Origin of the sequence: Roseibium sp. (assembly GCF_039982295.1) — a bacterium.
GTDB lineage: Bacteria > Pseudomonadota > Alphaproteobacteria > Rhizobiales > Stappiaceae > Roseibium.
On record NZ_JBDWYP010000039.1, the window covers coordinates 1 to 13,515 of the forward strand.

10 protein-coding genes are annotated in these 13,515 nt (G+C 57.2%); 5 read left to right on the forward strand and 5 right to left on the reverse strand.

All coding sequences use genetic code 11. The features are described 5' to 3' along the window. Nucleotides 1–537: 537 nt before the first annotated feature. From purU to ABJZ52_RS07425, 4 genes are read right to left on the reverse strand one after another with little or no spacing between them, the layout of a single operon-like run. Nucleotides 538–1,422, reverse strand: a complete 885-nt coding sequence (purU, locus tag ABJZ52_RS07410) for a formyltetrahydrofolate deformylase (RefSeq protein WP_348184780.1) — start codon at nt 1,420–1,422, stop codon at nt 538–540. Between the two features lie 52 nt (nt 1,423–1,474). Next, the gene (locus tag ABJZ52_RS07415; RefSeq protein WP_348184436.1) at nt 1,475–3,919 is read right to left on the reverse strand and encodes an FAD-dependent oxidoreductase; all 2,445 of its coding nucleotides are present in this window, start codon (nt 3,917–3,919) and stop codon (nt 1,475–1,477) included. A gap of 22 nt (nt 3,920–3,941) precedes the next feature. Further along, the gene (locus ABJZ52_RS07420; RefSeq protein ID WP_348184438.1) at nt 3,942–6,383 is read right to left on the reverse strand and encodes an FAD-dependent oxidoreductase; all 2,442 of its coding nucleotides are present in this window, start codon (nt 6,381–6,383) and stop codon (nt 3,942–3,944) included. A 9-nt stretch (nt 6,384–6,392) separates the two neighbouring features. Beyond that, nucleotides 6,393–6,950 (reverse strand): XRE family transcriptional regulator, encoded by a 558-nt coding sequence (locus ABJZ52_RS07425; protein WP_348184440.1) that lies wholly within the window; start codon nt 6,948–6,950, stop codon nt 6,393–6,395. A gap of 250 nt (nt 6,951–7,200) precedes the next feature. Here ABJZ52_RS07425 and ABJZ52_RS07430 point away from each other — a divergent pair, with 250 nt between their 5' ends. From ABJZ52_RS07430 to ABJZ52_RS07440, 3 genes are all read left to right on the forward strand, one after another. Then, nucleotides 7,201–7,620: a universal stress protein gene (locus ABJZ52_RS07430; RefSeq protein WP_348184442.1), complete on the forward strand. Its 420-nt coding sequence runs from the start codon at nt 7,201–7,203 to the stop codon at nt 7,618–7,620. Between the two features lie 49 nt (nt 7,621–7,669). After that, a complete protein-coding gene (locus ABJZ52_RS07435) occupies nt 7,670–9,298 on the forward strand; it encodes a BCCT family transporter (protein WP_348184782.1) in 1,629 nt (542 codons plus the stop codon). 99 nt (nt 9,299–9,397) lie between these two features. Beyond that, entirely contained in the window at nt 9,398–10,090 is a 693-nt protein-coding gene (locus tag ABJZ52_RS07440) for an SDR family NAD(P)-dependent oxidoreductase (protein ID WP_348184444.1), read from the forward strand. A gap of 35 nt (nt 10,091–10,125) precedes the next feature. Here the strand turns inward: ABJZ52_RS07440 and ABJZ52_RS07445 are convergent, their stop codons facing one another. Then, nucleotides 10,126–10,932: a creatininase family protein gene (locus ABJZ52_RS07445; RefSeq protein WP_348184446.1), complete on the reverse strand. Its 807-nt coding sequence runs from the start codon at nt 10,930–10,932 to the stop codon at nt 10,126–10,128. A 335-nt stretch (nt 10,933–11,267) separates the two neighbouring features. On the opposite strand from ABJZ52_RS07445, the gene ABJZ52_RS07450 reads away from it, so the two are divergent. Together ABJZ52_RS07450 and ABJZ52_RS07455 are read left to right on the forward strand one after the other, a co-directional pair. Then, the gene (locus tag ABJZ52_RS07450) at nt 11,268–12,248 is read left to right on the forward strand and encodes a putative metalloprotease CJM1_0395 family protein (protein ID WP_348184448.1); all 981 of its coding nucleotides are present in this window, start codon (nt 11,268–11,270) and stop codon (nt 12,246–12,248) included. A gap of 114 nt (nt 12,249–12,362) precedes the next feature. Continuing rightward, complete coding sequence (locus ABJZ52_RS07455) at nt 12,363–13,502, forward strand: MFS transporter (RefSeq protein ID WP_348184449.1); 1,140 nt, start codon at nt 12,363–12,365, stop codon at nt 13,500–13,502. Nucleotides 13,503–13,515: the final 13 nt, after the last annotated feature.

Here is a 13,515-nt window from a genome sequence, read left to right on the forward strand (position 1 = left end):
CGTCAAGATAGAACGGCGCAGAAGCGCAAAAAAACAAATCCTGCCCCCCAAAAACAACCGCAAAACAACTCAAGCAGAAAGCCGGGAGCTGCCTAAGCGTCGCGTTCGGAAGGCAGTGGGATATTAAAACCGAAACGAGAAAGCCACTCCCCTGACGAGCCTGCGTTCTTTAGTTCGCTCTGTTCGCTAAACGAGGAGACCGACGATGAAGCGATCCAGGTTCTCTCAAGAGCAGATCCCGGCCTGTTCGATCGATGAGGTCAGCTCGAAAGGACCAGCGGCTGGGGAGGCGACAGTGCCCCGGCACCTGTCCGGGCGGTTTTCATCTCCTGACGGCAGGCCCCGTCAGCTGTTTCGATCGTGTCCGGCGGCTAACGCGCTGCAATCTGCTAGCGGAGTACGCGGAAAGCGGAGCTTGCGATAGAATCGTCAGGCCCAGGTGCCCGTCAGGTCAAGCTCTTCGGTGACACCGAAGAAGCGATTGGTTGGCGCCTGTGTCTGAAGGGATGAAGACGGGCTCTATATGACACGCCTTACTCACCCCATTCGCTCGCTTGAGTAGCTTCCTGGGGAGGCTGGAAAGACGACTGTCTTGTTGCCATTGAGGAAAACACGGTGGTTGGCATGTGCGTGGATGGCGCGCGCCAGAACCTGGCTCTCCACGTCGCGCCCGAGCGAGACATAATCCGCGGCGCTTTGTGCGTGCGTGATGCGGACAATATCCTGTTCGATGATCGGGCCTTCATCCAGATCCGCAGTAACGTAGTGTGAGGTGGCTCCGATCAGTTTCACCCCACGTTCGCGCGCCTGCTTGTAGGGATTTGCGCCTTTGAATGATGGCAAAAAGGAGTGATGGATGTTGATGATCCGGCCACTCATCTTCTGGCACATCGCGTCGGAAAGGATCTGCATATAGCGGGCCAGGACGACAAGCTCCGCGCCAGTGTCCTCGACGACTTTCATGATTGCTGCTTCCGCTTCAGGCTTGTTTTCCTTGGTGACCTTGATGCAATGGAAAGGAATGTCCGCGTTCACCACCGCCTTCTGGTAGTCCATGTGATTGGAAATCACGGCAACGATTTCCACCGGCAAGGCGCCGATCCGCGCCCGGTAAAGCAGATCGTTCAAACAGTGCCCAAAACGGGAGACCATGACCAAAATCTTCATTTTTTGGCTTTCGTCATGGAACTCGAATGTCATACCGAAGTTGCTTGCGATTTCCGCAAAGGCCTGTGAAAGCGCCTCCAGCGCTGCGCCTTGTTCTGAGACGAAACCGATCCGCATGAAAAACTGATCTGTATCCAGATCGTCGAACTGCGAACTGTCTGTGATGTTGCAGCCATTGTCGGCCAGAAAGGTCGAAACGGCAGCCACAATGCCCCGTCGGGACGGGCATGTAACGGTCAGGCAATAGCGGGTCATGTCAGCTTCCTGGGCAGTTGTGCTCTTCATTGGCAGACTCGTGTGATGGGAGTCAGACTTTGACGCGTTCGGACTGGGGGTCGTAGAAGGGCTTCAAGGATGGTGTGGCGGACACGCGTTCGCCGGCAATCTCAATCTCGTAGGTGGAGGCCAGAACGTCCTGCGCCGTCTGGCCTTCGCAAGGCACATAGCCCATACCAACGGCCGCGCCAAGCGTGTGTCCGTAGTTGCCAGACGTGAGATAGCCAACAATCGTGCCATCACGGATAATAGGCTCGGCGTGATAAAGCAGCGGTTCCGGATCGCTTAGGAAGAACTGTACCATGCGTTTTTGCAGTCCTTCTTCGCGTTTGCGCATGACAGCATCGCGGCCGATATAGGGGACATCGGTCTTCTTGAGAGCGAACCCAAGACCAGCCTCGAGGATGTGGTCCTCGCTCGAGATGTCATGGCCGAAATGGCGAAAGCCCTTTTCGAGGCGGCAGCTGTCCATCATATGCAGCCCGCAGAGCTTGGCATCCATATCCTGCCCAGCGGCGAGCAGGGTTTCAAAGACATGCACCGCCATGTCGGAAGAAACGTAAAGTTCCCAACCAAGTTCGCCGACATAGGTCACCCTGTGAGCGCGTGCGAGACCCATGCCGATCTCGATTTCCTGGAAGGTGCCAAAGGGATTTTCCGCGTTCGAAAAACCGTTTGGTGAAACGTGCTCCAGCAACGTGCGTGCATTGGGGCCCATCACGCAAATGACTGCTTCTGCGGCCGACAGGTCAGTCAGGGTGACGCGATAGTCGCCCATGTGGCGGCGCATCCACTCCTGGTCCGCCAGGCGGGTGGCTGCAGGGGTCACGACCAGATAGGCGGTTTCCGACAAGCGGGTCACGGTCACATCCGCTTCGATCCCGCCTCGGGTGTTGAGAAACTGACTATAGACAATCTTGCCTGTGGACACGGACAGGTTGCTGGCGGCGACATGGTTCAAATAGGCTTCGGCATCAGGTCCATCGACCCGGATCTTGCCAAAGGAACTCATGTCATAGATGCCGACATTTTCCCGGATGGCCCTATGTTCGCGCGCCGCGTTGTCAAACCAGTTCTGCCGCTTCCAGGAATACTGATATTCGGCTGTCTGACTTTCATCGGCAAACCAGTTGGCACGTTCCCAACCCGCCAATTCTCCCATCACTGCGCCTTCTGCGTTGAGGGCATCGTGCAAGGGTGAGCGGCGGATACCACGGGCGGTCGCCTTCTGGCGGTAGGGAAAGTGGTCGGCGTAGAGAAGACCAAGCGTTTCTTTCGACCGCTCAAAGAGATAGGTCTTGTTGCCCTGGAAAGGCTGCATGCGCGCGATGTCGACGTCTCCGAGGTCGAACGGTTTTTCGCCCGTGTCCATCCATGCCGCAAGGGCCATCCCAGCACCACCGGCTGACTGGATGCCGATGGAGTTGAAACCGGCAGCAACCCAGACATTGTCCATCTGCGGTGCCAGGCCCAGGTGATAGGCGTCGTCAGGCGTGAAGCTCTCGGGGCCGTTGAAGAAGGTGTGAATGCCGGTTTCGGCAAGTAGCGGCATCCTGTTGACTGCCATTTCGAGGATCGGTTCGAAATGATCGAAGTCTTCCGGAAGCTGGTCGAACTCGAAGTCTTCCGCGATGCCATTCATGCCCCATGGTTTTGCCAAGGGTTCAAATGCGCCCAGCAGCATCTTGCCAGCGTCTTCCTTGTAGTAGGCGCATTCCTCTGGAACTCTCAGTGTCGGCAATTGGGTCAGCCCTGGCACCGTTTCCGTGACGATGTAAAAATGCTCGCAGGCGTGCAGCGGAACGTTGACACCCATCTGGCGGCCAACCTCATGGCCCCACATGCCGGCACAATTGACCACGTGATCGCACTCGATGGTGCCGCTTTCGTCGTTGGCCTCCCAGTTCACACTGGTGATGCGGCGGCCGTCTTTGCCGAAACCCGTCACCTTGGTGCGCTCGAGGATCTTTGCACCGCGCATCTTTGCGCCCTTCGCCAGCGCAAGCGCTATGTTGGCGGGGTCACCTTGCCCGTCCTTGTCCAGATAGACGGCTGCTTTCACATCTGACGTGTTCACATGCGGATAGCGGTTCAACAGTTCGGAGGGGCTGATCTCTTCAACCTCGACACCGAAAGCACGTGCCATGGAGGCCTGACGGAGGATTTCTTCTCTGCGTTCGTCTGACAGGGCAACCGTGATCGAACCGTTGCGGCGAAAACCCGTTGCGACTTCGGTTTCTTCCTCGAGTTTGCCGTAGAGTTCCTGACTGTATTTTGCCAGACGCGTCATGTTCTGTGTCGCGCGCAGCTGAGCTATCAGACCTGCCGCATGCCAAGTCGTGCCTGATGTCAGTTGCTTGCGCTCCAGCAGAACAACGTCCTTCCACCCGAGCTGCGTCAAATGATATGCGACCGAGCAACCGATTACGCCGCCGCCGACAATAACGACACGCGCTTTTTCTGGAGGAAAAGCCATTTCTACAACCCCTTAAGTGTACTCAGGCGCGGATGCGAGCGTTGTCCTGATCCCAAAGACAGGAAGTCTCCTGCACCGTGGCACTCAGCTTTTGTCCAAAAACGTCGATTTCGAGCTGTGTGCCAGGCTTAGTTGCCTCGGCATCGACCATGGCAATCGCAATGGCTGCGTCGACACGATAGCCATAAGCCGATGAGGTGACCTCGCCGACAGGCCTTCCGTTCGCAAAAACCGCAGCCATGTAGGGGGCGTCGTGTTCACCCGGTTCGACGACAAGCGTCACCCTTTGCTTGAGCGGTCCTCTTTCTGCCTCAGCTGCGAGCGCTTCCTTACCGGGGAAATCTTGCTTTTTGTCGAGCCGGACAAAACGATCGAGGCCGGTTTCCAGGAGGGTGTAGTCAGTGGACAGATCCCCTTTCCAGGTCAGGTAGCCTTTTTCGATCCGCATCGAGTTCAGGGCATACATGCCGAACGGTGCCGCTCCAGCGTCACGAATCGCATCGTAGATTGCAGGGGTGTCTTCGCGCGATGCGTGAACTTCCCAGCCCAATTCTCCGGCAAAAGACACCCTTGGCAGGAGAGTCGGCCGACCAGCGACTGTCGCGTCTTGATGCGTCAACCATCCGCGCGACAAGTCCGCATCCGTGAGACCGGAGAGCAGGTCGCGGGACTTGGGGCCCGTGACCAGCAAAGAATTTACGTCCGTCGTGCGGTCGACAAGTTTCAGCTCCCCCGGCAAATGCCGCCAGAGAACCTCAAAGTCGTGCCATTGGGCAGCAGCAGCTGTGATCAGGGTAAAGTGATCATCTCCGTGGCGGATGCAGGACATCTCGGTCAAGACGTGGCCACGCGCGTCGGGAAAATAAAGCAGGTTCATCCGGCCAATCTTCGGAAGAGCGCCAGCGATCCTTCCGCGTAGCCACTCAGCGGCGCTCTCTCCGGTCAGTTCAAAGCGCGAAAATCCGCATATATCTATGATGCCGACGCCATCACGCACGGCTTCGACTTCTTCACGTATGCGGCGTTCCCATGGGCCGCTACGGTTCCAGGTCTGCGTTGCTTCTTCCGATGTGTCATCGCCCGGCTTGGCGAACCAGTTGGCGCGCTCCCAACCGCCGTAGACGCCCATCTGTGCGCCGTCTGCAAGCAGGCGTTCGTGGACCGGCGAGAGCTTTTTGTCTCGCGCTGCGGACCACTCGTGATGGGGGAAGTGCATGGCATACTCGTGACCATAGGTCTCGAGTGCCTTGCCGAGGTTGTATTGAGGGTCCGTGTAGTCGGTGTATCGACGTGGATCGATAGACCACATGTCCCATTCGGTGTGGCCATGCATGATCCACTCGGAAAGGACCTTGCCAGCTCCGCCTCCCTGCGCAATGCCGAAGGTAAAGCTGTGCGCCTCGAACGCGTTGGGAACGCCCGGCATTGGCCCGACCATTGGCAAGCCGTCAGGTGCGTAGGGAATGGGGCCGTTGATGTTGCGCTGAACCCCCTGCGACCCAAGAAGGGGGACGCGCTCCATGGCATCCATGATGTACCACTCCAGGCGATCCAAATCGTCCGGATAGAGCTGGAAGCTGAAATCATCGGGCATCGGATCATCGGCGTTCACCCAGGCCGCCTGACAATTGCGCTCATAGGGGCCGAGGTTCAGTGAATAAGTGTCCTGTCGCAGGTAGTAGGAACTGTCGACGTCGCGCAGCAAAGGTAGCTTGCGGCCATGTTCTCTGGTCCACGCCTCAACCTCGGGAATGGCCTCCGTCAGAAAATACTGATGGCTCATCACCGTCATGGGTACTTTGCGCCCACCGTGGGGCAGGAACCAGTCGCCGACACGTGCCGCATAATAGCCTGCCGCGTTGACCACATAGTCGCACCGGATGTCGCCCTTTTCAGTTTGCACGATCCATTCGCCGTCCGACCGGCTTACCCCGGTCGCAGGTGTGAAGCGCAAAATCGTTGCGCCGTGCGCTCGCGCACCGTTTGCAAGCGCTTGCGTGACCTGGCTTGGATCAATGTCGCCATCAAGCGGGTCCCATAGACCTCCTTCGAGATCGTGGGTTTCCAGGAATGGGAAATGCTGCTGCAATTGATCCGGTGTGCACATGTCCATGGTCAGGCCCATGTGTGCAGCCATGCCGCGGACGCGTTCAAATTCCATCATGCGCTCGTGAGAGTGCGCCAGACGGATTGAGCCCGTTACATTGTAGTTGATCGGATAGTCGACTTCATCGCCAAGCCCGCGGTAGAGCTCCAGAGAGTAGCGCTGCATGTTCAAGATGCCATAGTTGGCCGCAAAATTCGGACAATTGCCGGCAGCGTGCCAGGTCGATCCTGCTGTGAGCTCGTTTTTCTCGAGCAGGACGCAATCTGACCATCCGGCTTTTGCGAGGTGATAAAGTGCGGACACGCCGACAATTCCACCACCGATGATCACGACACGAGCTGTAGAGGGAAAGGTCATGGTCAAACCTCAATAAACAGGGGGAGAGATAACCCAAATGGCCAAAGCCGGGTCATCATAAGGATTGGCCCAGCGGTATTTCGAGCCCTTGATGCGGAAACTGTCACCGGCCTGAATGGTGAACTTCTGATCTGCGATCCAGATGTCGAGCGTGCCGGACATGAGATAGACGACCTCGGACGTCGCGCGCTGGCGGCTTTTCTCAAGCGATGCGCCTGACAGAAAGGTCGAATGAATGACCTCGAAATCATCGGTGAGATCCGGCGATACAAGCGCTTCGAAAAGACCGTCGTCACGTTCACCGATTTCCCGGCGTGCGGAAGCTCGCACGACCACACCATGCTCCCGCTCAGGTGCATCCGGGATGCCGAAGAACATGGAAAGCGGCACATCGAGTATCCGCGCAAAGTTGTGCAGGTCGTCGACGGTTGGCGTCGAGAGATTGCGCTCCACCTGAGAGACCCAACCAACCGACTTGCCGACCGCCTTGGAAAGGTCCTCAAGCGTCATCTTGCGCGTAACGCGCAGGGCGCGAATGTCCTGTCCGATGCCCTTGTCTTCCGACATTTTTCCCTCGTGCGAAAATTGCCTGTGAAAATTACGTCTGTTTTTTCATTTCGTGAAGTGAAAAAATGACTGATTTTTTCATATGCTCAAAATATGATCGAGCTGAGCAGCTTTTCATCAAGGCGAGAGGGCAAGTCAGCAAAAGATTTTTGCATGGAACCAATGCGCGGGATCTGCGTTAATGAAAGTTAACCTTTGCGCATTCTTGAATGCGACTGGTTGGCGGACGAACCAAGGAAGGGGATGGGCTTTGTTTCAGCGCGCGGTCGTACCGATAGACCTTAAACACGCGGAAAACCTCAAGAAGGCACGAGAGGCGGCGATTGATCTCGCTGCGCATTATGGCGCGGAGGTTTGGTATGTCGGGGTGACCTCTGCTTTGCCCGGCGCGCTGGCGCACACCCCTGAAGAATATGAGGCCAAGCTGAAGCAGCTCGCAGAGGATGATGCGGCTGGAAAGGGCGTCGCAGTGTCTGCCCAGGTAATTGTGAGCCATGATCCTACCGCGGATCTGGAGAAAAGCCTTCTCGATGCGATTAGGGCGTCAGGAGCAGACCTCGTCGTCATGGGAACGCATGTCCCCAACCTGGGCGATGGTTTCTGGTCGTCCAATGGTGCGTTGATTGCCCGCCACGCTCCGGTTTCGGTCTTTTTGGTCCGTGCCGTTTGACCTGCGTTGAACAGTATTTTCCGCATTCTGAGGAAACTTGAACATGAATATGGAACCGGACGCTCAAGGTATTCCCGAGCCGGAGGGGGCGGCGAACCTCATCGAAACCGAATATGAAATCGGCCAGGACAACATTGAATCCAGCGTCGGGCCGTTCGGCTTCGACGTCCATAATCCCGTTTTTCTTGTGTCGGGCCTTTCCATTGTCGGCTTCGTCATTCTGACGCTTGCGCTTCAGGATCAGGCGGGCGCGGTTTTCAACGGTCTTCGGGGTTGGTTGACTGCCAGTCTGGACTGGTTCTTCCTTGGAGCTGCCAATATCTTCGTTCTTTTCTGCTTTTTCCTGATCTTGTCACCATTCGGCAGTGTGCGGATCGGAGGGCAGGATGCAACGCCCGACTACAGCTATGCCGGTTGGTTTGCGATGCTCTTCGCAGCTGGCATGGGCATTGGCCTGATGTTCTTTGGCGTCAGTGAGCCTATCTCGCACTTCAACAGTTCTTTGGGTGGCACGACCTTCGAGGGAGGCGTCCGGACCGATTGGGCGCCGCTCGGCGCTGCTGCGAACGACCCAAAAGCGGCGGCAGAACTGGGGATGGCGGCGACCATCTTCCATTGGGGTCTGCATCCCTGGGCGATCTATGCCGTCGTTGCTCTGGCGCTTGCGCTGTTCTCCTACAACAAGGGGCTGCCGCTGACGATGAGGTCGGTCTTTTACCCGATCTTCGGGGAGAAGATCTGGGGTTGGCCGGGTCATGTCATCGATATTCTGGCGGTTTTTGCTACTCTGTTCGGCTTGGCGACGTCCTTGGGATTTGGCGCTGAGCAGGCAAACGCAGGGTTGGAGCTGCTGTTTGGCATTCCGAACAACGATGTCTCCAAGGTCATGCTCATTCTGGCAATTACCGGTGTCGCCCTCATTTCAGTCTATCGGGGCCTTGATGGTGGCGTGAAGATTCTGAGCGAAATCAACATGGGCCTTGCGGCTGCCTTGTTGTTGTTCGTGATTGTAGTCGGCCCGACGCTGGCGATTGTAACGGGTTTTCTCGACAATCTGATTGCCTATGTGACACTGCTTCCGGCGCTTTCCAATCCGATCGGACGTGCGGATGCGAACTTCTCGCAGGGTTGGACCAGTTTCTACTGGGCCTGGTGGATTTCATGGTCACCCTTCGTCGGAATGTTCATCGCACGTGTCAGCCGTGGACGGAGCGTCCGGGAGTTTGTTGTCTGCGTCCTCCTGATCCCCTCTCTCGTTTGCGTTTTCTGGATGACCGCCTTTGGCGGCACCGCCATCACTCAAATCGTCCAGGATGGTGTGACAAGCGTTGCCGATGCACCTCTTGAGTTGAAGCTGTTCAAGATGCTGGCCGAGATGCCACTCGCTGGTCTGACGTCGTTTCTGGGCATCGTCCTTGTGATCGTTTTTTTCGTGACGTCTTCCGACTCCGGGTCCCTCGTCATTGACACAATCACTGCCGGAGGGAAGGTCGACGCGCCGATGCCTCAGCGGGTCTTCTGGTGCACGTTCGAGGGATTGGTCGCGATCGCGCTCCTGCTTGGTGGAGGGCTCGGTGCGCTGCAGGCTATGGCCGTATCTACAGGATTTCCCTTTGCCGTCGTGCTGCTTCTCGCCTGTTACGCAACATACAAGGGGCTTGCCGATGAACCGCGGTAATCCGTAAATGGGGCTGCGGTCCAGTTGTGCGCAGCCTCTTGCCTTTCAGGTCGTCTGCTACAGATGACGACGTACGCCATATTAAAGTGAGGGTTCGATTTGTCTGATCGTTTGGCTGTTGTGATCGGGAGCTCAGGCGGCATCGGTAGCGCGTTGTTGCAGACGTTGACCCGAGAGGGGCGCTATGACCGGGTGATCGGATTGAGCAGATCTTCAAACCCGTGCATCGAACTGACAGACGCAGAGGCGATTGAATCTGCCGCTGACTGGATTGGCCAGCAAGCCGGTCAACTCTGCCTCGTGATCGACGCGACCGGCGCCCTGACACTTGACGGACACCGTCCCGAGAAAAGCTGGCGAGATCTGGACCCGGCGGCGATGGCGCGTTCCTATGCGATCAACGCGATCGGTCCGGCTTTGATCATAAAGTCTTTTCTGCCGAGGCTTGCTCGGGATCAGCGCAGCGTTTTCGCTACCTTGTCGGCGCGGGTCGGGTCGATTTCGGATAATCACCTGGGTGGTTGGTACAGCTACCGGGCTGCCAAGGCAGGGCTGAATCAAATTGTTCGCTCTGCGTCGATCGAGCTGGCACGCAAGAACAGTGAAGCAGTTTGCGTTGGGCTCCACCCTGGCACTGTTCGCACGCCATTGACCGAGAGCTTCGCTAAATCGGGTCTCGAGGTTCAATCACCTGAAGATGCAGCAGGGCGCCTGATTCAGGTGATTGACGGTTTGAAGCCGGAGCAGTCAGGGGGCTTTTTTGATCATCGGGGTGTTTCCATCCCGTTCTGATCCTTGAGCCCCGCACCGTGTAAACGGTGCTGGACTCACTTCGGTTGATAAAGCCTCGATAGATCAAAGGCATGGATATCCTTCAATAGATCTACAAATCCGTGGGCCGCATGATCGAGGGACTTCTTCCCTTTTTCTGCGGCTGCATTGGCAGCGTTTCCGAGTGCGCCTTTCGGAGACAGGTCCTGTGCCTTCCATCCGAACTGCTGAGCACCGTGCCCGCGCAGATATTTGAACTCCTTGATGAACTCCTGCTGCGCGGATGTGAAATCCTCGGCGAGGTTCATCCGTACCAGTTCTGGATGCAGGTGGAGCATGATTGACGTTTCGACGTCGCCGCCGTGAATGCCATAAGTGAATTCCTCGGCCGGAAACACCCCGTCAGGCTGTCCAAATCTCGCCCACGCAGTCGCCGTGACAAGCATGTCGTGGCTGACGCGAAGCTCGCGTGCGATCGTGTCGATCACTGGAACATTTCCTCCGTGGGAGTTGATGAGGACAAGCTTTTTGATCCCGGCACGTGCAACGCTTTCGCCGATCTCAAGCCATGCCTTGGTGACGGTGTCCCAGGAGAGGGTCAATGTGCCCGGTGACGAGATATGCTCATTCGATTTGCCAACCGCTTGCGTTGGAAGGAATGTCGCAGGGATGTCGGCCGGAAGAAGCTCCAGGACGCGGCGGACCTGTCCCTCGGCAATTGCGGTGTCCGTGAATACCGGCAAATGTGGTCCGTGCTGTTCGATTGCGGCGACCGGCAGGACAGCGATCCAATCCTTCGTGTCCGGGCTCGCAAAGTCGAGCGTCGTCATTTCGTGCCAATACCGTTTGGGAAGATTTGTCATGGAAAGATCCGCTGCGAAGTGAATTGAGCAATCGCCAACATACTGCCGAAGGGCAAAGTTGCCAGTGCCTTGTCAGAATGGACATGCCTTTCTAAGCGACTGTGGAGGCCGTGATAAAGCCTGTTAAACGCTTCACCGCGAAATTTTGCAGTACGTAGCGCGTTTCTCTTCAAATCTGCGTGTGAATTGGCACTTGCTAACATTTCTTAATGTTTCCGAAAGAGGCTGGAGCAACGCTCGCCCTCATGCTCAGCGTCATTTCGACATTTCCAGCTCAAACCGGTCTGAGAGGAACCGGTGCGGTGCGCGGCCAAGATGAAAACCAGGAGAGGCAATTGGCTTCTCAGGTGGTTCAGGAGGAGGCGCGCTCTTCCGTTGGCCGGTCGCAGGCGGCTGCCCGCGCTGGTGCTGTCTCTCCCTTGAGCGCCGAAGCGGTCCTTGCGCTGCAAGTGGTTGATGAAACGCAAGGTGATGGAAAACGTGGTCGCGAGACGCATGGCTCTGCTCAGAGCTTGGCAAGCCCGCCAGAAGGTACAGACGACACCGCTGGCGATCCTGCTGACGTAAATGCTGGTTCGGCATCAGATCAGAAAGACGCCGGAGGAGCTTCAGGTGGCGCGCAAAATGCTGGTGCTCCAACCGGCGTTGCCCAGTCTTCGTCCAGCGGAGAAACGGAAGAAGATCCGGATGGGGATGGACTGACCGAAGCGGAAGAAAAGCAGGTCGAAGAGCTGAAGCAACGGGACCGTGAAGTGCGTGCGCACGAGCAAGCGCATGCGCGCGTCGGAGGACCCTATGCCGGGGCTCCAACCTATACCTTCCAGCAGGGGCCAGATGGCGGCCGTTATGCCATCGGCGGTGAGGTCAAGATCGATACCTCTGTCGAAAGAACTCCCGAGGCGACCATTCGCAAGATGCAGATTGTCATTCGTGCTGCGACCGCACCGGCGGAGCCTTCATCGCAGGATCTGAAGGTCGCTCAGCAGGCCCGCTCGCAGTTGGCGACCGCACAGGCGGAAGCAAGAGCCGAGGCGGCGGAAGAGCTTTCCGGTGACGACGAAACCTCCGGACCAGGCAATCAAGATGCCGCAAGCACTGATGCGGCGCAGCCCGCGTCCACGAGTGCCAATGAACAAGCGGATACTGGTGCAGGGCGCGATGGCTCGGACCAGCAGGGCTCAGGGGAAAATGAGCGCAGTGCCGATGCGCGGAAGGATGCCGAAAGAGCATCACGTCTTTATCAGGCCGCCGGTGACATTCTGCTCGGCGTGTCTGGAAATTCCTCAAGCGGTTCAGGTCTTGCTGCGATTGCCTAAACTTGTGACGCACTAAATTCACGGCAAGCGCTTGCTAGGTTGTTTCTTTGAAGCGTAGTGTGGCCGCGCCTTGTCGATCAGGCGTTCTGCGCATTCTTTCCTTATGAGTTTCTCATGCATATCAAACGTGCCCGGCACGCCGTCGGGATTGTCTTTCTGCTATTGGGAACCCTTATTGGCGTCTGGGCGACGCGCATCCCTGACTTTAAGCTGATGCTTGATGTTGACGAGAGCGGATTTGGCCTGGTTCTTCTGGCCATGGCGCTCGGTGCTGTGCTTGGTTTTCCGATTGCCGGCTATCTGATTGACCGGTTCGGCGCTGCTTCAATGTCGAAGGTTTTCGCGGTCGGCATGCTGATCGGCTTCGCGATCTTGCCATTCGGCATGTCTGTGGCGGTGATTTTGCCGTTGATGCTGGTGGTCGGTTTTTGCATCGGTACATTGGATGTTGCGATGAATGGCTGGGGCGCTGAAGTCGAAAAGGAACTGGGCCGGTCTGTCATGTCATCTTACCACGGGCTTTACAGTCTTGGGGCAGCACTTGGCGCAGGAGCAGGCGCGCTTGCGCTCTGGTATGAGCTGGATCTTCTGCCGCACTTTGCCGGTTGGTCGTTGTTTATGGCGATCCCGCTTGTGTTCGCGCTGAGAACGCCTTGGGCTTCGGAGAAGACAGGGCCGGGTGGAAAGAGACCGCCGTTTGTCGCAATTCCAAAGGGTGGCTTGTTTTTCGTCGGGATCATGGCCCTCATCGCCGCGCTGGGCGAGGGCGCGATTACGGATTGGGCCGCGCTCTATCAAATTCAGGAACTTGGCTTTGAAAGCTCCGAGGCCGCGGTCGGATTTGCCGCGTTCTCGGTTGCCATGGTGGTCATGAGATTTTGCGGCGATCAGGTGATCGCACGTTTTGGGGCAGTCCCAGTCGCGCGCGCCAGTGGCATTGCCGCAGCGTTCGGCTGTGTGCTTCTGGTCTGGGGGCAAAGCATCTGGATGATATGGGCAGGCTGTGTTGTCATGGGCCTTGGCAATGCGGTCATTTTTCCCCTCGCCATGTCGCGGGCCGCCGCTGACCCAACGATGTCCAAGGGAGCAGCGCTGGCGTCCGTCGCAACGCTTGGCTACGGCGCCTTCCTGTTCGGCCCGCCTATACTGGGTTTCATTGGTGACGCGTTTTCGCTGAGAGCATCCTTTGCGCTGGTTGCCATGTTGGCGCTTTTGATCGCAGGCCTTGCAGGAGCATTGAAGGTTCGACCCTGAAGCCTGTTCAGCG